20 protein-coding genes and 1 tRNA gene are annotated in these 22,759 nt (G+C 33.8%); 20 read left to right on the top strand and 1 reads right to left on the bottom strand.

Annotated elements, in window-relative coordinates:
• The first annotated feature begins 105 nt into the window (after window positions 1-105).
• From CLLU_RS13925 to CLLU_RS13840, 18 genes are all read left to right on the top strand, one after another.
• A complete protein-coding gene (locus CLLU_RS13925) occupies window positions 106-423 on the top strand; it encodes a MazG-like family protein (RefSeq protein ID WP_106010396.1) in 318 nt (105 codons plus the stop codon).
• An 11-nt stretch (window positions 424-434) separates the two neighbouring features.
• Window positions 435-1,421, top strand: a complete 987-nt coding sequence (locus CLLU_RS13920) for a YybS family protein (RefSeq protein ID WP_106010395.1) — start codon at window positions 435-437, stop codon at window positions 1,419-1,421.
• Window positions 1,422-1,439: 18 nt separating this feature from the next.
• Complete coding sequence (locus tag CLLU_RS13915; protein ID WP_106010394.1) at window positions 1,440-3,425, top strand: DHH family phosphoesterase; 1,986 nt, start codon at window positions 1,440-1,442, stop codon at window positions 3,423-3,425.
• Window positions 3,426-3,869: a 50S ribosomal protein L9 gene (gene rplI, locus CLLU_RS13910; RefSeq protein WP_106010393.1), complete on the top strand. Its 444-nt coding sequence runs from the start codon at window positions 3,426-3,428 to the stop codon at window positions 3,867-3,869. It abuts the gene before it with no gap.
• 12 nt (window positions 3,870-3,881) lie between these two features.
• Window positions 3,882-5,780: a Lon family ATP-dependent protease gene (gene lonC / locus CLLU_RS13905; RefSeq protein WP_106010392.1), complete on the top strand. Its 1,899-nt coding sequence runs from the start codon at window positions 3,882-3,884 to the stop codon at window positions 5,778-5,780.
• 65 nt (window positions 5,781-5,845) lie between these two features.
• Window positions 5,846-7,180, top strand: coding sequence for a replicative DNA helicase (locus CLLU_RS13900; protein WP_106010391.1), 1,335 nt, complete (start codon window positions 5,846-5,848; stop codon window positions 7,178-7,180).
• Between the two features lie 90 nt (window positions 7,181-7,270).
• Window positions 7,271-7,346 (top strand) — tRNA-Thr (locus CLLU_RS13895).
• Between the two features lie 1,299 nt (window positions 7,347-8,645).
• Complete coding sequence (locus tag CLLU_RS13890; RefSeq protein ID WP_106010390.1) at window positions 8,646-9,044, top strand: hypothetical protein; 399 nt, start codon at window positions 8,646-8,648, stop codon at window positions 9,042-9,044.
• 50 nt (window positions 9,045-9,094) lie between these two features.
• Window positions 9,095-9,529, top strand: a complete 435-nt coding sequence (locus CLLU_RS13885) for a GAF domain-containing protein (RefSeq protein ID WP_106010389.1) — start codon at window positions 9,095-9,097, stop codon at window positions 9,527-9,529.
• A gap of 50 nt (window positions 9,530-9,579) precedes the next feature.
• Window positions 9,580-11,208: a thiamine pyrophosphate-binding protein gene (locus tag CLLU_RS13880; protein ID WP_158255931.1), complete on the top strand. Its 1,629-nt coding sequence runs from the start codon at window positions 9,580-9,582 to the stop codon at window positions 11,206-11,208.
• Between the two features lie 474 nt (window positions 11,209-11,682).
• On the top strand, window positions 11,683-12,258 hold the full coding sequence (locus tag CLLU_RS13875) for a phosphatase PAP2 family protein (RefSeq protein ID WP_170065764.1): 576 nt from the start codon (window positions 11,683-11,685) through the stop codon (window positions 12,256-12,258).
• Between the two features lie 50 nt (window positions 12,259-12,308).
• Window positions 12,309-13,223 (top strand): carbohydrate ABC transporter permease, encoded by a 915-nt coding sequence (locus CLLU_RS13870; protein ID WP_106010387.1) that lies wholly within the window; start codon window positions 12,309-12,311, stop codon window positions 13,221-13,223.
• 20 nt (window positions 13,224-13,243) lie between these two features.
• Window positions 13,244-14,065: a carbohydrate ABC transporter permease gene (locus CLLU_RS13865; protein WP_106010386.1), complete on the top strand. Its 822-nt coding sequence runs from the start codon at window positions 13,244-13,246 to the stop codon at window positions 14,063-14,065.
• 54 nt (window positions 14,066-14,119) lie between these two features.
• Window positions 14,120-15,469, top strand: a complete 1,350-nt coding sequence (locus CLLU_RS13860) for an ABC transporter substrate-binding protein (protein WP_106010385.1) — start codon at window positions 14,120-14,122, stop codon at window positions 15,467-15,469.
• Between the two features lie 30 nt (window positions 15,470-15,499).
• Window positions 15,500-16,204, top strand: coding sequence for a glycerophosphodiester phosphodiesterase (locus CLLU_RS13855; protein ID WP_106010384.1), 705 nt, complete (start codon window positions 15,500-15,502; stop codon window positions 16,202-16,204).
• Between the two features lie 34 nt (window positions 16,205-16,238).
• A complete protein-coding gene (locus CLLU_RS13850) occupies window positions 16,239-17,342 on the top strand; it encodes an ABC transporter ATP-binding protein (protein ID WP_106010383.1) in 1,104 nt (367 codons plus the stop codon).
• A gap of 133 nt (window positions 17,343-17,475) precedes the next feature.
• A complete protein-coding gene (locus CLLU_RS13845) occupies window positions 17,476-18,243 on the top strand; it encodes an IclR family transcriptional regulator (RefSeq protein WP_106010382.1) in 768 nt (255 codons plus the stop codon).
• 89 nt (window positions 18,244-18,332) lie between these two features.
• Window positions 18,333-19,310 (top strand): 2-hydroxyacid dehydrogenase, encoded by a 978-nt coding sequence (locus CLLU_RS13840; RefSeq protein ID WP_106010381.1) that lies wholly within the window; start codon window positions 18,333-18,335, stop codon window positions 19,308-19,310.
• 118 nt (window positions 19,311-19,428) lie between these two features.
• Here CLLU_RS13840 and CLLU_RS13835 read toward each other — a convergent pair whose 3' ends face one another.
• A complete protein-coding gene (locus tag CLLU_RS13835) occupies window positions 19,429-19,710 on the bottom strand; it encodes a hypothetical protein (RefSeq protein WP_106010380.1) in 282 nt (93 codons plus the stop codon).
• Window positions 19,711-19,909: 199 nt separating this feature from the next.
• Here CLLU_RS13835 and CLLU_RS13830 point away from each other — a divergent pair, with 199 nt between their 5' ends.
• Window positions 19,910-21,313: an NAD(P)/FAD-dependent oxidoreductase gene (locus CLLU_RS13830; RefSeq protein ID WP_106010379.1), complete on the top strand. Its 1,404-nt coding sequence runs from the start codon at window positions 19,910-19,912 to the stop codon at window positions 21,311-21,313.
• Window positions 21,314-21,367: 54 nt separating this feature from the next.
• Complete coding sequence (locus CLLU_RS13825) at window positions 21,368-22,654, top strand: adenylosuccinate synthase (protein ID WP_106010378.1); 1,287 nt, start codon at window positions 21,368-21,370, stop codon at window positions 22,652-22,654.
• The last annotated feature ends 105 nt before the right edge of the window (window positions 22,655-22,759 follow it).

Genomic DNA, 22,759 nt, shown 5'->3' with positions numbered 1-22,759 from the left:
CTTATGTATAATAATATTATACATAAGTTAGAATTATAGAGATAGAGTTCATTGTGTAAGACTGTATGAATTCAAAATAAAATTATAGGGTGGGAGGGAGATTGTATGAGTAAAGAGAACTTTAACATAATGTATAATGTTAAGATAATAGAAGATTTGAAGGCAAATCTTTTATGTATAATAGGAGATTTTTTTAAGTTGCTCACAAAGGGAAGTAATGTGGCACAGGAATCCATATTGGATTGTATTTCCGGGGCAATAATAATTTTGTATTTACTTGCAGACAGATTGGGATATTCACATACTGCAGTAGATGAAACCATGAAAAAGAAATTAAAAATTGGTATAATTGAAGAAGATAAAATAGAACAACATGGAAAGGATTTAAGCAAATTATATAACCATTTAAAAGAAAAGGGTTAACGGAGGTAAAAATGCAGAAAAGGATATATAATACAAAAGCCCTCATTGAAGGCAGTTTGATTACAGCACTTACGGTAGTAATAATGCTAATAAGTATATATGTACCTATATTTTCTATAGTTGCTAATTTTATATTGCCTGTACCTATAACAATACTATATATTAAACAAAATTATAAGGTTACTTTGATTTCTATTATAGCAAGTGGTATATTGATATCAATACTTTATAATCCAATAGCTTCATTGTCCCTGGTGGTATTGATAGGATTAACTGGAATGACTTTGGGATATTGCATAAAAAACAAGAAAAAATTTGGAACCACCATGATATTTCTAGCTATATCCGTGGCATTGGGGATGATTTTTTATTTTATTGTCTATATAATGCTAATGAGCAAAGGGGGAATATATGGATTTGTCAATGAAATGGTGGAAAATTTCAGGCAATCTATGGATTTGAGCAAAAGCATGTATGAAAAAGCAGGTGTATCAGGAAGTCAGCTTGCTTCCATGGAAAGTATGATTAATATTTTTACACCGGAATATATTATGAGACTTATTCCAGCAGGAATAGTAATTGTATCCTTTGTTTCGTCATATCTAAATTACATAACAGCCAGAGCCATACTTGTAAAATTAAAATATGAAGTCAATGATATAAAACCTTTAAATCAATGGTATATGAATACCAGATTAGGTACATTAATAGGAGCCATACTCCTTATAGGGATATTATTTGACAGAAAAAACATGGCTGTTGGACAATATATAGTTACATCTTCAGAACTTATATTACAACTTATATTTTTAATAGATGGTTTAGCACTGACAACATATTATCTAATGAAAAAATTTAAAATGTCTAAAAAAATTACTGCTATTGTCATAGTATTGACTGCCTTATCCAGTTTATCGTTATTTTATATTTTAGCAGGATTTATAGATATGATATTTGATTTTAGAAAACTTGATCCTTATAGAAAATTAAAAAAATAGTAACTGGAGGCTTATTGTATGGATAATAAGTACAATTACTTTATAAATAGTAGTAAAGTATATATGATAATAATCGCAGTGCTTATTTTGATGCTGATGGTATATGGAAATAAAATTATAGGTATTACGGCTGCTGGTTTATATGTACTTCTTGTAATTTACAATATAAAAAATACCAGATTCAGAAAAAACAAATGGAAGAAATTCATAGAAAATTTTTCATCTCAGCTCGATGTGGCTACTAGGAGTACTCTTGTAAAACTGCCATTTCCTCTCGTTATAATAAAGATGAATGGGGATGTACTCTGGTACAATCAGAATTTTTGTACTATATTGAAAGGGAAGGATATATTAGGTCAAAATATTAAGAATATAGCAAGGGATTTTAATGTGAAGCAGGCTGCAAATGGCAGGGAAAATATATTTAGATACATAAGAATCAAAGATAAGCATTACGATATATATGCAAATATAGTGGATACTTCTGAGAATCCTAAAGATAAAATTATGATATTATATTTTTATGATGTAACAACTTCCTATGATATTATGACTTCCGTAGAAGCTGATAAAAATACCATAATGCTTATGGAGGTTGACAATTTTGATGATGTTATAAAGACCATGGAAGAGGATGATAAACCTCTCATAATAGCTGAAATAGAGAGAACAATAAATATTTATGCTCAGAGTTTGAATTCTATGGTGAGGAAATATGAATCAAATAAATATGTGTTTTGCATACAAAATAAGTATATAGAAAAAGAAATGGAAAAGAAATTTGAAATACTTGATACTGTGAGAGAAATAAATATGGGGAATAAGCTTTCAGTAACACTTAGTATTGGTGTGGGAAGAGGCGGAAAAAATCCTCAGGAAAATGAGCAATATGCAATATCAGCTAAGGAATTGGCATTGGGGAGAGGTGGAGATCAGGCAGTAGTAAAAACTCAAGATAAACTTATGTTCTATGGAGGTAAGACTAAGGAAGTAGAGAAAAGAACCAAGGTAAAGGCAAGAGTGATAGCTCAAGCTCTTGTAGATATAATAAAGGACAGCAGTAATGTATTTATTATGGGGCATAGCAAACCTGATATAGACTGTTTGGGAGCATCTGTGGGACTGCACAGTGTAGTAGGTCAATTGAACAAAGAATGTTCTATAATATTAGATAATAGTAATGAAAGCATAAAGTTCATACTTAATAAAATAAAGGAAGAAGAAGAATATAAAAATGCTTTTGTACACAGCAGGGACTGTGAAGATAATATAAATCAAAATAGTCTTCTTATAATAGTAGATGTTTATAGTGAAGGATATGTACAAAATATGAATCTGGTTGAGAAGTTCAATAGAATGGCTATAATTGATCATCATAGAAAGCCTCCAGATTTCATTAAAAATTCTCTTTTGAATTATATTGAACCCTATGCTTCATCTACTTCTGAATTAATTACTGAAATGTTACCTTATATGGTTGAAAAACCTAAAATAAAAACCATAGAAGCAGAAGCTCTTCTTGCGGGAATATGTGTGGATACAAAAAATTTTTACTTCAAAACTGGAGTTAGAACTTTTGAAGCTGCGTCTTTTCTGAGAAGATTGGGGGCAGATACCATAAATGTAAAAAAGTTTTTTTCAGATAACTTGGACACTTATCTAAAAAGAGCTGAAATTATAAAATCGGCTAAAATATATAATAATATTGCCATAGCAATATGTCCTGAAAAAATAGGCAATATATTGTTAACTGCCCAGGCAGCAGATGAACTGCTAAATATTACAGGTATTCAAGCATCTTTTGTTTTTGTTAAAATAAAAGATGAAGTGTTTATCAGCGGAAGATCATTAGGTGATATAAATGTGCAGATTATACTTGAAGATTTAGGTGGTGGTGGTCATATGACCATGGCCGGAACAAAATTGGAATCCGTGACAGTAGATGAGGCTGTGGAGAAATTAAAAAATGCTATAAGGAAATATGTTGAGGAGGATGAAGATTAGATGAAAGTAATATTATTAAAAAATGTAAAAGCTTTAGGAAAAGAAGGAGAAGTGGTGAAAGCTTCAGATGGATATGCAAGAAATTATTTGATACCTAAAGGATTGGCCGAAGAGGCAAATAATACAAATCTTCATATATTGAATAATAAAAAAGAAGCAGAAAGAAAACAAAAGCTTTCAGAGATAGAAACAGCACAAAAACTTGCAGAAAACTTGAAGGGAAAAGAAATAAAGCTGACGGTCAAGTCAGGAGAAAATGGAAGATTGTTTGGTTCAATAACGGGCAAAGATATTTCAGATGAGCTCAAAAAGAAATTTAATATAAATGTAGATAAGAAAAAAATAGCGGTTAATAATATAAGACAACTTGGTGTCTACTACGTGGAAATTAAATTGTATCCTGAAATATCTACTAAGATAAAAGTAGTCATTGGAGAAGAATAAGGAGGAAAGTTTGTGAAACTGCAATTTGTGGATGAATTAGATAAGGAATTTAATAATTCTGTACCATTGGATACTCAAGTGAATGTATTAAATAATTTATTGAAGAAAATGATGGATGAGGGTACTATAAAATCCAGAATAGTAAAATATAAGCTTCAAGACTATGTAGACAGTAAAAATGTATTGGAAAGATTATATGCCTTGAATAAAATAATAAGTGATGGGAAGGGTCTGAATATTGTACCAGATCAATCAAGAGCACAGGATGCATTGGAGGATACTAACAACTGGATTGCAGAAGTTCTGGCGGAGAGGTATGTTAGAAACAGCATTGAAAAAGAGGTAGAAAAAAATCTTGTAGAGCGCCAGGATAAATATATGGATGATATAAGACTTAACATTATAAGGAAACAAAAGGGGTATGAGAATGCAAAGACTTTAAAAAAATATGCAAAACTTGAGGTAATGGACTCCAAAGTGTTTGGAAAAAACATTCAAAAACTTCTAAGACCTGAAACATTTCAGGAAATCATAGGTCAGGAAAGAGCTATAAAGGCAATACTTTCAAAAATAGCATCACCATATCCACAGCATATAATTTTATATGGGCCGCCGGGAGTAGGCAAAACTACGGCTGCGAGGATTGCACTGGAAGAAGCTAAAAAATTGAAATTTACACCTTTTAGCAAGGATGCCAAGTTCGTGGAGGTTGATGGCAGTACTTTAAGGTGGGATCCTAGAGAAATTACAAATCCACTCCTGGGATCCGTGCATGATCCTATATATCAGGGTACAAAGAGAGATCTAGCGGAAGTTGGAATACCGGAGCCAAAATTGGGACTTGTTACAGAAGCTCATGGAGGAGTACTTTTCATTGATGAGATAGGTGAATTGGATGAAATGCTTCAGAACAAGCTATTGAAGGTTCTGGAAGATAAAAGAGTTGAATTTTCATCTTCATATTATGATCCTGATGATGAGAATATTCCTAAATATATAAAATATTTATTCGAAAAGGGGGCTCCAGCAGATTTTCTGCTCATAGGAGCTACTACCAGAGAGCCGAGTGAAATAAATCCTGCGTTGAGATCTAGATGCACAGAGGTTTATTTTGAACCACTTTCTGCTAAAAATATACAAAAAATAGTAGAAAACGCAGCTAAAAAGCTTGATATAGAAATTGAAAATGGAGTATCTGAGCTTATCAGCAAATACACTATCGAAGGAAGAAAAGCTGTGAACATATTATCTGATGCCTATGGTTACGTACTTTATAACAGTGGAGTTAGGGACTTAAAAGATAAAATTTATATTTCAGTGGAGGATTTGCAGAAGGTTGTATCCATAAGTAGGCTTGTGTCTTTTGAAGAAGTTACTTCAAGAAAAAGGTATGAAGTGGGACATATTTATGGATTGGGTGTAATGGGATATGTAGGTTCCACCATAGAAATAGAATCAGTGGTGTTCAAAGCTAAGGAAAGTGGAAAAGGAGTTGTGAGATTTAATGATACAGCAGGAAGTATGGCCAAGGATTCAGTGTTTAATGCTGCTTCGGTTATAAGAAAAATCACGGATAAGGATATAGGTGATTATGATATACATGTAAATATAATAGGAGGCGGAAAAATTGATGGTCCTTCGGCAGGGGCAGCTATCACGGTATGTATTATAAGCGCTCTTTTGGATAAACCTTTAAGACAGGATATAGCTGTAACGGGTGAAATATCTTTGAGGGGAAATGTAAAGCCTGTAGGCGGTATTTTTGAAAAGATCTATGGAGCGAAGAGAAATGGAATAAAGACCATACTTATACCGGAAGAAAATTTAAAGGATGTGCCTGCAGATATTGAGGATATAAAGGTGGAAGCAATATCCAATATTGAACAACTTATGAAAATAGTATTCAAGTAGATATTATGGATATTATAAGGCTGAATGAATTTACTTATTATTAAAATCTGAGGAGTGAAGTTTCCATGGACGTACCTTTTAAAAGTATACCTCATAATATAGAAGCTGAACAAAGTGTAATTGGTTCAATGCTTATTGATAAAACTGCCATAGTGGAATCCATGCAGGTTTTGGGAGTCGAAGATTTTTACAAGGATGCCCATAAAGTTATATTTGAGTCCATACTTACCTTATATAGAAAGGATATAGCCGTGGACATAATCACCTTGACAGAGGATTTAAAATCAAAGTCCAAACTTGAAGCTGCCGGTGGAATAACTTATATAAGTGAATTAAGTGGATCCATTGTGTCTACAGCCAATTTGAAATCTTATATAAAAATAATAAAAGATAAATCTACTCTCAGAAAGCTTATTAAAGCTTCTACTAAAATAATAGAAGAAAGTTATAATAATCAAAATGATGTGGAAAAAACTATTGATATGGCGGAGAAATCCATATTTGACCTGTCAAATAATATGAAAACCTCGGATTTTGAACCTATGAATGTTGTGCTTGAACGGGGATTTTTGGAAATAGAAAGATTATTTAACAATAAAGGAGAGACTACAGGTATAGCTTCTGGATTTAGAGAACTGGATGCTAAAACCTCGGGTTTCCAAAAAGGAGACATGGTTTTAGTGGCAGCAAGACCGTCCATGGGTAAAACGACTTTTGCACTTAACATAGCTGAATATGCGGCTTTAAGAGAGGGAAAAAAAGTAGCTGTATTTTCTCTTGAAATGTCAAAAGAGCAACTGGCATATAAGTTGTTATGTTCGGAAGCTCATATAGATATGCTGAGACTTAGAACCGGAAATCTGGAGGATAAAGATTGGGAAAATATAGCCAGAGCTGCAGGACCTTTGGCTGCTTCGAAAATTTTTATAGATGATACGGCAGGTATATCAATTATGGAGATGAGGTCCAAATGCAGAAGACTCAAGATAGAGCAGGGTATAGATATTATAGTTGTAGATTATCTGCAGCTTATGAGCGGTGGAAGAGGCTCAGAAAATAGACAGCAGGAGGTATCTGAAATATCCAGATCCATTAAGGCCCTTGCCAAAGAAATGCAGTGTCCGGTTATTGCACTTTCCCAATTATCCCGTGCACCGGAAGCCAGAACAGATCATAGACCCATGCTTTCAGATCTGAGGGAGTCCGGTTCAATAGAGCAGGATGCAGATATAGTTATGTTTTTATACAGAGATGAATATTACAATAAAGAAACAGAAGAAAAAAATGTAGCAGAATGTATTATTGCAAAACAGAGAAATGGTCCTACAGGTACTGTGAAGCTGGCATGGATGGGTCAGTTCAGTAAGTTTGGGAATCTTGATGTAATTCATCAGGAGTAAATCACAGTTAATTTATGTACAGCACTATAAAATCAATTAAATTTTATTTGATTATAATGAAAAATTGTATTAAAATATTAATGTATGTTTGCTCCTATAGCTCAGTAGGTAGAGCAACTGATTCGTAATCAGTAGGTCACAGGTTCGACTCCTGCTGGGAGCACCAAAGAAACCCTGTAATATCAATAATATTGCGGGGTTATATTTTTTTACTGGTACTTTCTGTTTGTTAGCGAACTAGAGTAAAAAAATAATCTGTTTTTTCAACAGATTATTTTTGCATATTAGGAAGAATATCAGCATATGTATGGTCTAAAGCATGGGATCTAGTAGTTCTATAGTTTTACTTTCTTTTATAACGTCGTCTAGTTGTATTTTTTATGGTTAGATTTCTCCAATACCATTCTAAAGTTCCTACTTATATATTTTGGATAAAGCTTTTTATTATTCCGACATATACACAAACAAAATAATTGACATTAAGTAGACTAAATGGTATACTTAACATAATATATAAAGCTGGTTGCTTAGATAATCATGTAAAATAAAAGTTTTTACATAATAAAGGTGAAATTATGAATATGAGTTTATGTCTGTAGTTGTAGGACATATAAAATATAAATACAACCACCAATAAATTTTTAGATATCTATTAATTTAGGTATCTTATTTTTTATATAAAAATAAGTTTAATAAATTAATGCATCCTATTGTTTGTGATAAGAGGTGATTTATTTGGGACGTAAAAATAATAAAGGTAGGAAGAAAGAATTAACTGATTTCAGCTATTTGCTTGATAAGGATGAAGAAAAAAATGATAATAAAATAAAGGAAAATGATAAAAAGGAAGATTAATTGCCTTCTTTTTTCATTCCCGAAACAAAACGAATAAACAGCTGGTGACAATGTAGACACACTGAGACAGAGAAAACCCAACCAGGACAAAGCTGAGTAGATATATTTGAAATCCAGGATGGAATACTAAGCATAAAGCTCGTGATATCAATATATTACAGGCTTTTATTTTTTTGTATAAAATAAACAGAAATATTAAATCGGAAATTATTAAAAAAAATTAAAATCTATACTATTTTCGGTAAAAAAGTAAATACTAAAAATAAGTTAGTTTAATTCATATTTACAGTACCCTTCTTTGACAGGGAGAAAAGAACAGCTTGCTTTGTTAACTATTTTTGTATTATTGTAATATATCATTAGTTTTTTTAGTTATATTAAACTACATATTAAAGTATTTATATTATATGGACGATATATTTAATATAATAGTTAAAATTAGCATTTAATACTATAAGATGTAAGAATTAATAATGATTTATCACGATAAGAGATATTTACGTTAGCTGTAATGTAAGCTGAAGAAAAAGTCACAAAAATACTATTACATAAATTATAAAGGAGGGAAATGTGTGGGGGTTATTGTGGCTTCCTCCACTCTTAGGCAATTATGAAAATAATAGATGAAGGTGGAAAGTTTGAACTTGAACTTGTTTCATCCAAGAGGATTATCAGAGAAAAATTAATTGGAAGATGGAACAAGGCAGATTTTGAGCGCTTTAACAGTGCATATGACAAACTTGCTGGTGAATTAAGAAAGCTGGGAAACTGGGCTAAATTATGTGATATGACACAGTACAAAATAAGTGCTATAAATGATGAGGTAAAGCAGCACGCTAAGTGGATGCATGACAATGGCTGCACACACAATGCAACTATACTTCCAAGTGAAATGATCATTAAATTGATGGTAGGCAACCTTCAAAAAGCTAGCGGCGGTATTATTACTGGTACTTTTAAAAGTGTTGCTGAAGGAGAAAAATTTCTTGAGGAAAATGGATTTAAGTAGATTATAAAGAGTGTATTTATACACTCTTTATAGTATTTTGGAGGAATTTTATGAACAAAATAAAAATAAAAGATTTATTGGAAACATTAAAAAAAATTACAGGTGTTGATAGTACCGGGATACATAGAATACAGGGGGATAGATTATATCCTGTCAGTATAATAGATTGTGATAAAATTGATAATGAAGGATGGAAATCTGTGCACAAGAGAGAAAAAGTCAGTGTGTCGGAAGATCCTGTTCTAAAAAGAGTTGTTAAGGGACACACGGTTGTTATAAACGATGTTGCTGCCGATAGGAATTCTTCTCCGGAGTTTAAGTTATTTGGAATAAAGAGCATTGCTGTATTTCCACTTTTCAAATTTGACAAAGTTGTTGGTATAGCGGTTATTCCTTCATTAGATAAAAAACTTTATTTTGATGATGAAATGATAAACAGATGTGAGTTTACCATAAAAGAATTTGATGTAGATAGTATATTGTAGTAATTAAACACATGAGAATAATGACAGAAAATATAAGGAGGCATGGATATATGAAGGTATGTGAAAAAGTTTTGGAGTATCTTAAAAAAAATGATATATTAACGGCATTTGGAATACCCAGTGCAACCATATGTCCCATAGTAGATGCTTTTAATGACTTTAAGGATATGGAATATATAATAACCAAGAATGAGGTGTCAGCAGCGTACTCTGCCTGCAAGTTTGCCAAAGTATCGGGTAAAATAGGTTTATTGTTGGTTTCAGGGTCTGTGGGCATTGCAAATGCCATGAATGGTATAGCAGAAGCAATGGACTCAAAACTGCCTGTTTTGATTATTGGAGGCTATGTGGATAGTAATCTGCAGGGCCTTGGAGCGGCTCAGGAGGTAGAGGGAGAAAGATATGTTTCTAATTTTGTAAAATATTCAAAAGTAGTCAATAATGAATCAGATATACTGTCGGAGCTGCAGCATGCTATATATGAAGCCTATACGTATCCGAGAGGTGTTGTACATATAGGAATACCTTTGAATGTTCAAAAGCAGGAATATACGGGAGAGGATTTCCCTGAAGTACCTCATTCAGTCCCCAAAACTAATTATAATTCACTAATTGATGCAGTATCAGCTATAAATGAGTCAAAGAACGGTTTATTGTTTATAGGTGGTGGATGCAGGGGATTCGGCGATAAAATAAAAAAACTGGCGGAAAGGCTCAATTGGCGGATCATTTATACACCCTCCGGCAAAGGCATTGTAGAGGATAATTTCCATTTGAACATGGGTTATTATGGTATGCCAGGCACGGATTTGTCAGTTAAATATGTAGCTGATACTGATATTGATTGTATTGTTGCCCTGGGCACCAGATTAGGAGAATGTTCAACACAATGCTTTACTGAAAATCTGAAGAAGGGTAAGCTTATACATGTAGATGCAGATGAGAGTGTTTTTAACAAAGCTTATAATGAGGATGTTCAAGTTGTATCCCATATAGGAGATGCTCTGGATTATTTTTTGAAAAATGTTCAGATTAGAAACACAGATAACAGTATTAAGGAGCATATAAATGCACCGGCTGTTTATAAAGGCAAAGGTCTGCTGCTTAGAAATGTTTTGGAAAAACTTCCGGAATATGTGCCTTACAATACATTTTATATATCGGATATTGGGAGCTTAATGCTATTTGTTGAGACATATTTAAAGGTACCTAAAGGCGGTGCATTTGAATGTAATTTAAACTATGGTGCTATGGGCTCATCTACCGGGGCCATTGGCATAAGCAGGGTTTATCCGGATAGACCTATTGTACAGTTCGTTGGAGATGGTGGATTTTTTATGAATGTAATTGGAGAGCTGATGACATATAAGAAATATAACCTGCGGATAGTATGTATTGTAGTAAACAACCACAATTTAAGATTTGTGGATGATGGTCATAAAGCTTTATTTGGAAGAAGTATACCAGGATTTATGGATGAACCAGTTGATATATCCAATATAGCAAGTGCATTTGGTGTAAAGTCCCTAAGGTTGGAACATAATAGCGAAATACCTAATATGAAAAAATTTCTTGCAGATATTGATCAACCACTGCTTATCGAATTAGTTGTGGATGATGATGAACCAATTCCTACAAATCGTTTTAAGAGTTTAAAAAATACAATGAACAGGGATTAATTAATATAGGGGTTTAATCAAGTGATTCCTGGGTCTGGGTGGAGTTTGTCAATAAGAATACTTTTTATTGTTTACAGATAGTTTATAAATATGACATTAAGACGTAACAAATACCATATATAATAATAAGTGTCCTAAGGAAATATCTTAGCGAAAATGAAAATTATGTATTTGAACATAGCATATATAGAAAAATATTGGTAATTACCAGAGGGTGTCTGTGGTTGCAGGGCACGATAAATTCAAGTGCAACCGCCATAAAGCACCGAAATTAATTGCAATACTCTCCCCTTCAAAATTATATTTTATGAAAATAAGGCATTGGTCATTTACAATGTCTTATTTTTTGAATCCAAATTATAAAATTTCATTTGCCAGGTGATATTATTAAGAGTTTTTAATGTATTATTAATCTTTTAGTAATGTTATATGTATACAATAAAAGTAAGGGTGGTGAAAAAACCAATAGAGAAGGTGATTCTTTTGATAAAAAAGTTTGACAATCTTATTTTGAAATTCATACAGGACAACATGCACAAGCCAGTTATGGATAAAGTCATGATATTTGCTACTGCTTTGGGAAATGGAGGAGCACTTTGGATTGCAATAGCCCTGTTTTTGATATTGTATGGAGATTATAGATTAACAGGAATTATAGTATTGGCTACTTTAATTATAAGCACCATATTTGGAGAGGGTATAGTGAAGCATGTAGTTAGAAGGGTACGACCCTGCAATTGTGTAAATAATCTTCAGCTTTTGATTTCAAAACCTATTTCTTACTCCTTTCCTTCAGGTCATACCTTTTCTTCTTTTGCGGTAGCTGGAGTTTTGTCAGCTCAGTTTGGTGAATATAAAATGATATTTTTGATAATAGCATTTTTAATAGCATTTTCAAGATTATATCTTTTTGTTCATTATCCTACGGATATAATAGCAGGGGCCGTATTTGGGCTATTGTGTTCTAAATTGATACTTTTACTTTTAAGCTGTGATTTTTTCCAGAACGATATGTTAAATATATTTAACCATAATATAAACCTTTATTAATATTGATGGGATACTATATAGCCATGAATAAAATTGATGGAGGTAATCAGATGGAAAAAGCATCAAAAGAAGTTTGTATGGTTCAGAATAAAACTGCTGTGAATAAAAAAATAATAAATATTCTTGAACCATATTTGTATATTGTTCCATGTATAGTTGTATTTTTGGGATTTACCTACTTTCCCTTTTTTAAAACCATATATTTAAGTTTGTTCAGTACCAATGCCCAGGGAGAGCCAGGTTCTTTTGCAGGTTTCTCCAATTATGTGGATTTATTTAAAGATCCTTCTTTTATAAATAGTGTGGTTGTGACTTTTAAATATGTAATTGTGACTACAATACCAGCTATACTCATTGGGCTGATGCTGGCACTTTTATGTGACAACAAGTTGAAGTTCAAGGGACTTTTCAGCACTATGTATGCCATGCCCATGGCAGTATCCTCTGCTTCTGCGGCAATAATATGGATGCTTTTGTTTAATCCAAGCATAGGTTTTGTTAATTTTCTCCTGGGAAAGAGTATTGGCTGGCTTACAAGCCCCTTCTGGGGATTTATAGCAGTATCCATAGTAGGTGTATGGCTAAATGCCTGTATAAATTTTATTTTTATAACTTCCGGTCTTCAAAATATACCGAAAGAATTAGTAGAAAGTGCATCAATAGATGGAGCAAATTATCTTCAAAAATTGAGGAATGTAATACTGCCCTGTCTTTCCCCAACTCTTTTTTTCGTACTCATCATAAATATAATAAATGGATTTCAAACTTTTGGTCAGATAAATATAATGACTTTGGGAGGACCTGCCGAAGCCACTAACGTTCTTGTATACTCCATTTACAGAAATGCGTTTTTTAACAGCAGATTTGGTGCTGCCAGTGCTGAATCTATAGTCTTGTTCCTGCTTATGTTTGTCATAACTCTGCTTCAATTCAGATATGAGGATAAAAAGGTTTTTTATAAATAAATGTGGAGAGGTAATGGTACATGAAAAAAAATATAAATAAAATAATTCTTTATATAGTGAATACAGTATTTGGCATTATGGCTATAGCACCCATTTTATATGCCCTCGCCATTAGTTTTATGCCTCCGGATCAGATATTTTCCTATCCGCCCAAGTTGATACCTAAAAAATTGTATTTAAATAATTATACAGATGCATTGAATGCTGCTCCCATAATGAAATTCATAATCAACAGCTTTGTAGTATCTCTGGGGGTAACTATAGGTGAGATTTTTACATCCTGTCTGGCAGCTTTTTCATTTTCATTTTTTGATTTTAAAGGTAAAAAGGCATTGTTTGTAATTGTAATAGCTACTATGATGATCCCGGCGGAATCCATTATGATATCAAATTATTTGACGGTAGGATCTTTTGGATGGCTGGACAGCTATAAAGCTCTCATTATTCCTTATTTAAGCGCTGCCATGGGAATATTTATGATGAGACAGTATTATTTAACTCTTCCAAGAGAGCTCTATGAAGCCGCAAAGATGGATGGCTGCAGCAATTTTAAATTTTTTACCAGGATAGTTTTTCCCATGTCGAGACCTATTGTAGGTTCTCTTGGTGTATATACTTTTTTAGTTACCTGGAATCAATACTTATGGCCATTGCTTGTAACCAGCAAGGATAGTACAAGAACTGTGCAGATAGGTATAAGTATGCTGCAGTTCTCTGAAAACCAATCTTTTGGACTTATAATGGCAGGAATTATAATGGTTCTTTTGCCTTCGATTATAATTTTCATATTTGGTCAGAAACAGCTTATAGAAGGTATGACTTCTGGTGCAGTAAAAGGGTAATTATAAAATTCATATAAAAATATACAAATAATCAGTTGTGAGAGGAGAAAAATAATGAAAAAGAAATTCATAAGTTTATTGTTAGCTTCATTGATGATAGGAGGTATTTTTACCGGCTGTGGAAGCAACAGTTCAAATCAGTCTTCTGGATCCGGCAAGACCGTTCAGATTACATTCTGGCATTCCATGTCAGGTAAAAACGGGCAGGCACTTACCAAAATGGTCAATGATTTCAACAGCTCCCATAAAGATATCAAAGTCAATGCACAATTTCAAGGGAAGTATGATGAGGCCATAAATAAATTGAAGAGTGCGGAGAGAGCAAAAAATGGTCCTGATGTTATGCAGACTTATGATATAGGTACCAGATTTATGATAGACAGCGGATGGGTAAAGCCAATGCAGGATTTCATAGACAGTGAAAAATACGACATATCTAGTTTGGAACCTAACATAGCAGGATATTATACGGTGAACAATAAATTGTACTCTATGCCGTTTAATTCATCTACTCCTATACTTTATTACAATAAGGATGCTTTTAAAGCCGCAGGATTGGATCCAGAAAATCCTCCAAAGACATTTTCTGAACTTGAAAGTGCAGCAGAGAAACTTACTAAAAAGGATGGTTCAGGTAAAGTAACTCAATATGGCTATGCAATGGCTATATATGGATGGTTTTTTGAACAATTCATAGTTAAGCAGGGACAAAATTATGCAGATAATGGCAATGGCAGGGAGAAAGCTCCTACAGCTGTGGAGTTCGATAAAAATGGAGCAGGTGTAAAAGTATTGGACGAATGGCAGAAATTAGTTAAATCTGGAAATGCAGCTAACTTTGGAAGAAATGAAGATGATACGGAAAATGCATTTATAGCAGGCAAGACAGCTATGTACATTGAATCTACGGCAGATTTGTCAGCTGTACTAAGTGGTATCGGAGGAAGATTTGAGGTAGGAACAGCAGCTTTGCCATCTTTTGATGGAGTGCAGGATGGCGGCGTGTCGATAGGTGGAGCTTCCTTGTGGGCACTTGACAGCAAGGATACTGCAAAGGAAAAAGCAACCTGGGAATTCATAAAGTATATGGTGTCACCGGAAGAGCAGGCTTACTGGGCTAGCCAGACAGGATATTTCCCTGTTACCAAAAAAGCTTATGATGTACAGGCAATGAAGGATAATTTGAAGAAAAAGCCTCAGTTTCAGACAGCTATAGATCAGCTGCATAATTCTCCTTCCACGGCTAAAGGTGCACTTATGTCTGTATTCCCGGAAGCAAGACAGACTGTTGAGACAAATATAGAGCAGATGCTTCAAGATAAACAGTCTCCAGAGCAGGCTGTAAAGAATTCAGCAGACAGCATAAATTCGGCTATAACGAAATATAATCAGAATAACAAGTAATATATGAAAATAAAAGGGAGAGCAAGTAATATGGTTAAAACTTTAAATATTGCCCATAGAGGTTTCAGCGGAATGTATCCTGAAAATACCATGCTGGCTTTTAGAAAAGCAGTGGAAATAGGTGCGGATGGAATAGAGACGGATCTTCACATTACAAAAGATGGTGTCATAATTATCTGTCATGATGAAACCATAAACAGGACTACAGACGGAACCGGATTTATAGAGGATTATACTTATCAGGAGCTTGCAAAATTCAATGCTGGGCATGGAGAAAGAATTCCCAACCTGGATGATCTGTTGGATTATATGAAGGATAAAAATCTTCTTCTAAATCTAGAACTCAAAAATGATATTGTACATTATAAGAATTTAGAAAAATATACAATAGATAAGATATATAAATATGGGCTGGAAAAAAATGTGATAATATCATCTTTCAATCATTATTCTATGCAGAAGGTAAAAGAGTATGACAGCAGTATAAAGACAGGTCTGCTATATGGATCTCCCATTCATAATCCAGGGGAATATGCAAAGAGAGTTGGAGCCGATGCACTCCATCCTCTTTTTTCCCTTGTCATGGATGAAGATATAATTGGCGATATAAAGAGAAATGATATACTCATAAATACTTACACGGTAAATGAAGAAAGTGATATGAAAAGACTTATTGATTTGGGAGTAGATGGCATAATAACAAATTACCCCAATGTTCTTAAAGAATTAATTTAAGAAATTATATTTGATAGGAAGGAGTATAGTGAAAATGGCGAACTTGTCCCTGCGACATATATGTAAAACTTATTCAGGTAATATTGACACTATTAAAGATTTCAATCTGGAAATAAAAGATAAGGAATTTATAGTATTTGTAGGACCTTCAGGATGTGGAAAGTCCACTGTACTTAGAATGATTGCAGGACTTGAGGAGATAACTGGTGGGGAACTTTATATAGAAAATCAGCTTGTGAATGAAGTGACACCCAAGGATAGGGATATTGCTATGGTTTTTCAGAACTATGCATTGTACCCCCATATGACTGTATATGATAATATGGCTTTTGGGCTTAAGATGAGGAAAGTGCAAAAATCTCAAATAGATGAAAAAGTTAAAAGTGCAGCTAAAACGCTGGATATATATGATTTACTTAAAAGAAAGCCTAAGGAATTATCAGGTGGACAAAGACAGAGAGTAGCTATGGGAAGAGCTATAGTCAGGAATCCAAAAGTATTTTTAATGGATGAACCTCTGTCAAATTTGGATGCCAAATTGAGAGTTCAGATGAGAACGGAAATATCAAAGCTTCATAAGAAGCTTCAGACCACCTTTATATATGTAACCCATGATCAGACAGAGGCAATGACTCTGGGCACAAGAATCGTGGTAATAAAAGATGGGATTATACAGCAGGTGGATACTCCACAGGAGATATACAATCACCCTAAGAATGTATTTGTGGCAGGATTTATTGGAAGTCCCCAGATGAATTTCATAAATTCCAAATTGGAGCACGTAAATGGGAAACTTGCAGTTTTATTTGAAGGAGAACAGATAATTCTGCAGGATGACATGTCAAATGTTCTGGAAAAGAAAGGTTATGTGGGTAAGAATATTATAATTGGAATAAGACCTGAAAATATAAGGATACCTGAGGAGATCACAAGGAATGAATGTCTGGTGGAATTCAATGTGGATTTAACTGAACTCATGGGAGCGGAAAGCTATATATATTTATCCAAGGGTGAATCAAATATTATAGCCAGGGTGGAGGGCATAGTGGATTTTAAGTCGGGAGATAAAGTGAAATTGGCTTTGGATTCAAGCAAAATTCATATTTTTGATGTGGACACACAATTGACAGTGCTTTAGTGTAATATGATTTTCCTGTTTGTATAAGACTGTGACCAATTTTTAAAATATCATTGACAGAATAAAAAAAGTTCCATATAATGTATTTATAATATGGAATGAAGTTTCATATACGAAATATGAGGTGGATTGTTTGAATAAGGCTATTTTGAGAGGATTGGATATTTTAAAGTTTGTTGGAGAAAGTGAAGAACCTGTTACTATAGCTGAATTGAGTAGGTATCTGGAGATACCTAAGACCAGTGTATTCAATATTGTAAATTCATTGGTTGAAAGGGATTATCTTTCGGTAAAAGATAGAAAACTGAAGAGTTATGAGTTGGGAATAGGAACATTTAAACTTGGAAGTTTATATTTAAGTAAAACTGGACTGGTTAATATTGCGGATCCTATTTTAAAGTGGGCCGCGGATAATGTCCTGGAAACTGTATTTCTGGCTGTAGTAAATAATTATGAGCTCGTATATATATATAAAAAGGAGTCAAAAAAGACTTTGAGGACAACAGCAAACCTGGGATCAGTCATGCCGTTGTATTCCACAGGTCTGGGAAAAGCCATTCTGGCAACCTATGATGAAGTAGAAATAAATGAATATTTAACCAGGACTAAATTACTGCCAAGGACAGAGAAAACATTGATAAATCGTGAGGATTTATTGGAGGATCTAGAGGTGACAAGACAAAGAGGATATTCCATATGTGATGAAGAAAATGAAGATGGTATATTTTGTATAGGTGTACCGGTACATGATAATACAGGGAAGGCCATAGCGGCAGTATCTATTTCGAGTTTGAAAATAAACAACTATAGTGAAAAGGCAAAAAAACATAAAGAATTTGCAATAAAGGCAGCTTTGGAGATTTCTAAGAGACTTGGTTATACAAAAGAGAGGTTGTTTTAAAATTTTTAGTTGACTTAATTTAAGTCAGCTAAAAATATAATCTATATATAAAACAATATTCCAAATATGAAATGATAGGGAGGATAATTATGACTAAACCTAAAGTATTTATAGCAAGGCCTGTTCCAAAAAAAGTAGAGGAGTTTGTTGCTGAATACTGTGAGTATAAAAAATGGGATCATGATGAAAAAATATCTAAAGATGAACTTATTGAGAATTTAGTTGATGTAGAGGGACTTTTAACTGTGGGCACTTCAATTGATGAGGAGATATTATCACGTTCACCTAAACTTAAGGTTGTAAGTAACATTTCTGTTGGTTATGATAATTTTGACATAGAAGCCATGAGAAAAAATGGTGTAATAGGAACCAACACTCCTTTTGTGCTGAATGAAACCGTATCAGATCTAGTGATGGCCCTTATTATATCCACAGCCAGAAGGATTACCCAAATGGATCAATATGTTAAACAGGGCAGATGGAAAAATGAAATTGGAAGTGATCTCTTTGGAGCTGATGTAAACCATGCCACATTAGGACTTATTGGCATGGGTAGAATAGGTAAATGCGTTGCCAGAAAAGCAAAGCTTGGATTTGACATGAATGTTTTGTATTACAATAGAAATAGAAGGCCGGATGTGGAAAATGAACTGGAAGTGGAATATTCAGATTTTGACGATTTGCTTAAAAAATCTGATTTTATTTCAGTAATGGTTCCATATAACAGAGATACTTATCATATGATCGATTATAGGGAATTTGATTTGATGAAGGAATCAGCAATTTTTATCAATGCTTCTAGAGGCCAGACGGTTAATGAGAGGGCATTGATAGATGCATTGAATGATAAAAAAATATTTGCCGCAGGGTTGGATGTTTACGAAAAGGAGCCTGTGGAAGGTAATAATCCAATTTTGGAAATGTGTAATGTAATAACTCTGCCCCATATTGGTTCAGCTACTAAGAAAACCAGATTTGATATGGCAATGCTGGCGGCTGAAAATTTAACGGCGGCAGTACTTGGTAAAGTACCCCCCAATGTAGTGCCCGAGTTAAGAGATTTATAAGGAGTAAAAATGCTTCAGATTATTTCAAAATTCCTGTTGATATAGGTATTTTGAATAATCTGAAGCATTTTTCGTTATAAGAGGTATAAGTTATTATAAAATAAACTAAAGATTTTGTTTAATAATCCCAATCATCAAAATCAAAAGGAATCACGATTGGAAATATTATTGGACCGAAACCCGAATGAGGGCGTCTTCTTCTGCGCCTGCGCCTACGTCTTCTTCTGCCATGACTTCTGTATGCTGAGTCAAGATCATCATTTGGTTCATCTATGCCTTCATCATCATATTCTGGACTGTAGGGGCAATTATACAGAGGACAATAATAGGGGTAAGTATTTTCGGCATAATCGTAATTTTCAATGGATTCTTCGCTGATATCTTTACTGTCTTTATTCATTAAATACCTCCAAAAATTTACTACAGTATATGTTATGAAAGTGAATGCAAAATTGTTAATAAAATTTTATAATTCATATTTAATATAAGTATACAGTTTTTTAATTTACGAATTTTAATGACTATTTTATAAAAAATATTCGTATTTTTTATTGACTGAAACATTTAATTTTGATACCATATTTAAGGAGGGATGCTACTTGAAAGAAAAATATGATGTTATAATAGTTGGAGCTGGCCCTGCAGGAATATTTACTGCTTTGGAAATTACTAAATTTAACAAAAATATGAATATATTGATAGTTGATAAGGGCAGAAATATAGAGAGCAGGAAGTGTCCTGCAAGAATAACTGGAAAATGTATAAATTGCAATCCATGTGGTATTACTTCTGGCTGGTCAGGGGCAGGAGCTTTTTCTGATGGAAAGCTTTCCTTGAGTCCAGAGGTGGGAGGAAGGATTTTAGAATATTTTTCGGAAGATGAATGTAAAAAATTAATAAAATATTGTGATGATATATACCTTGAATTTGGAGCTAATAAAACTGTATACGGGCTGAATAATGAGAAAATAGATAAAATTAAATATGAGGCAAGTAAATACAATATAAGGCTCATAGAATGTCCTGTAAGGCATCTAGGTACAGAACTTGCCTATGAGGTACTGAAAAAAATGTATTACCACCTTTTGGATAATACCAATGTAGAATTCAGTGAGCTCACCACGGTGAAAGATATATTGGCTGATGATGGTAAGGTTTCGGGGGTAACTATTGAAAATAGAGATGGAGAAAAAAATGTTTCAGCAGATTATGTAGTAGTGGCTCCGGGCAGAGGCGGTGCAGAATGGTTTACAATTCAATCCCAAAAATTGAATTTGAAAACCACCAACAATGCTGTAGATATAGGATTAAGAGTAGAAGTACCAAATTCCATAATGGATCATCTCACAAAGGATCTATATGAAGCAAAACTTGTATATTATTCAGATACATTTGACAATAAAGTTAGAACGTTTTGCATGAATCCAGGTGGAGTTGTATCAGAAGAACATTATGATGGAACCATAGCTGTGGTAAACGGACACAGCTACGAGGAAAAAGAGCTCAGAACGGAGAACACCAATTTTGCCATGCTGGTCTCTACGTCTTTTACAGAACCGTTTAACCAGCCTATAACTTATGGCAAATATATTGCAAAGCTTGGCAATATGCTTACGGGAGGTGGCATAATGGTTCAAAGACTGGGAGATCTGCTAAATGGAAGAAGAACAGATTATTCCAGACTTAAAAAGTCGACTACCATACCAACTTTAAAATCTGCAGTGCCTGGAGATTTGAGTTTTGTCCTGCCTCAAAGATATCTGACATCTATAGTTGAAGCATTAAAAGCTTTTAATAATATTGCACCAGGACTTTACAGCAAAAATACACTTCTTTACGGTGTAGAAGTAAAATTTTATTCCAGTAAATTTGAGACCGGTGATAGATTTGAAACATCCATAGAGCATTTATATGCTATAGGAGATGGAGCCGGAATTACAAGAGGTCTTATGCAGGCTTCAGCAACAGGAGTAGTGGTTGCCAGAGATATACTTGGAAAATAGCAGAAATGTCTGCTGATCAAATATTAACCTATATAAAAAGGAGAGGAAGTTCTTATGTCAGCATTTATTATTTTAGGATCCCAATGGGGTGACGAGGGAAAAGGCAAAATTACAGATTATATTGCCAAAAGTGCAGATGTGGTTGTTAGGTTTCAAGGTGGAAATAATGCAGGTCATACAGTTGAAGTAGGGAGCAAACAATATAAACTTCATCTTGTACCATCTGGAATACTTTATAAAGACAAGATCAATGTAATAGGCAATGGAGTAGTACTTGATCCAAAAGCTTTATTTGAAGAGATGGATTATTTAAAAAAATTAGACGTCAGTATTTCACCTGAGAATTTAATGATCAGCGATAGAGCTCAACTTATTATGCCCTATCACAAAGTATTGGATGGAATTAAAGAAAGAGCTAGAGGTAAGAATGACATAGGGACCACAGGAAAGGGAATCGGGCCTTGTTACACGGATAAAATGGAGAGAAGCGGTATAAGAGTATGTGATCTTATGCATGAAGATGTATTCAAGGAAAAGCTGCAGGAAAATCTAAAAGTAAAGAATGATATAATAACAAAGGTCTATGGAGAAAATCCTTTGGATTTTGATTCAATATACAGAGAATATATTAATTATGGAAAAACACTGGCACCTTATGTAAAAGATATATCGGTGGAGGTCTATAAAAATATAAAGGATGGAAGAAAAGTATTGTTTGAAGGAGCACAGGGAAGTCTCCTGGATGTAGATTATGGTACTTATCCTTATGTTACGTCTTCCAGTACTATTGCAGGAGGGGTTTGCATTGGAGCAGGAATTGGACCTACCATGATAACAGGTGCGGTAGGTGTGGCTAAGGCTTATACCACGAGAGTGGGGAAAGGACCTTTTACTACAGAATTGTTTGATGAAACAGGAAATTGGATCAGGGAAAATGGTCACGAGTATGGAGTTACTACAGGGAGAGCCAGAAGATGCGGATGGCTGGATCTGGTAATACTAAAAAGCAGTGCCAGGCTTTCAGGACTTACCAGTTTTGCAATTACAAAAATAGATACCCTGGCAGGACTTGAGAAAGTAAAGGTATGTACTGGATATAAGCTTAATGGAAAGGTTATAGATTATGTACCTGCCAGCTTGGAGGATTTGGCTAAATGTGAACCTGTATATGAGGAATTTCAGGGATGGAGTAAAAGTATAGAAAATGCCAGAACTTATGATGAATTGCCGGGAAGTGCTAAAAAGTATTTGAGAAAAATAGAAGAATTTACAGATACGAAGATATCCATAGTTTCTGTAGGTCCAGGCAGAGATCAGACAATAGATATAAGTCATATATAGTAGAAAATGTAATTCAATGTCATCTTTGGGTAAGTTTTATTATGAAAGCTTATTCAAAGATGAATTTTATTCTATGAAAAAAATACAAATTATATTATAATATAT

This window comes from Clostridium luticellarii (assembly GCF_002995845.1).
GTDB classification, from domain to species: Bacteria; Bacillota; Clostridia; order Clostridiales; family Clostridiaceae; genus Clostridium_B; species Clostridium_B luticellarii.
The sequence above is the reverse complement of the archived record's forward strand: the minus strand, read 5'-3'. Positions and strand labels throughout refer to the sequence as shown.